The following is a 926-nucleotide window of genomic DNA, read 5'->3' as shown; positions in this document are numbered from 1 at the left end:
CAAAATTGGGGTGCCATAACCGATTGGCTTTCCGAAAAATGGTCGCAATTTAAAGATTGGTTTGGTGAATTGTGGTCTGGATTAGTTCAGGTCTGTAGCGATGGGTGGTCTTCCACAGTTAATTATTTTTCGGAAGCCTGGGCTTCCTTTGTAGAAATGATGCATAGTTTTTTCGATCCAATAGGTCAATTTTTTAGTGAATTGTGGTCAGGAATTGTCAACACAGCATCTTCTTGGTGGACAAGTCTTGTAGAAACAGCATCTCAATTGTGGGGGACATTAGTACAAGCTTGGCAGGATACGTGGAATACTATTCTCACAGTCTTAGATCCAATTATTTCGTTAATTTCTACCGTCCTACAGGCGGGATGGCTATTAATTCAAGCAGGTACGCAAATTGCCTGGGCTTTAATATCTAAATATATTATCGACCCAATAAATTCAGCATATAGCTGGGTAAGTGGAAAAATCGGTGAACTAGTTTCCTGGTTAAGTGGAAAATGGGAAGAGATAAAATCAGCTACATCAGCAGCGTGGTCATTAGTGAAGCAGTACATTGTACAACCTATTCAAGAGACATATACCTGGTTAAGCGGAAAATTAAGTGATTTGGCAACTTGGATACTTGGAAAGTGGGATTATATCAAATCAGCCACGCTTTCAGCCTGGAATACAACGAAAACATATATTATTGATCCGATTCGAGATGCGTATAACAGTGTTAGAGATAAATTCCAAGAAATTTATAACAGTGCTAGGGAGAAATTTGATGCCGTGAAAAACGCTGCACAAGAAAAATTTAATGCAGCAAAACAGAATATTATTGATCCAATAAGAGATGCTGCGGATACGGTGAAGGGTTGGATTGATAAAATCAAGGGATTCTTTGATGGTCTTAAATTAAAAATTCCGAAGCCTGAAATGCC

The 926-nt window shown here is 38.7% G+C and carries 1 pseudogene; it reads left to right on the top strand.

Annotation, left to right across the window (positions count from 1 at the left end):
* A pseudogene (locus CN288_RS28100) lies at nt 1-926 on the top strand (phage tail tape measure protein); the annotation flags it as partial.

It is taken from the genome of Bacillus sp. AFS023182 (assembly GCF_002560575.1).
GTDB classification, from domain to species: Bacteria; Bacillota; Bacilli; order Bacillales; family Bacillaceae_G; genus Bacillus_A; species Bacillus_A arachidis.
This window is presented reverse-complemented; position numbering and strand designations above follow the sequence as displayed.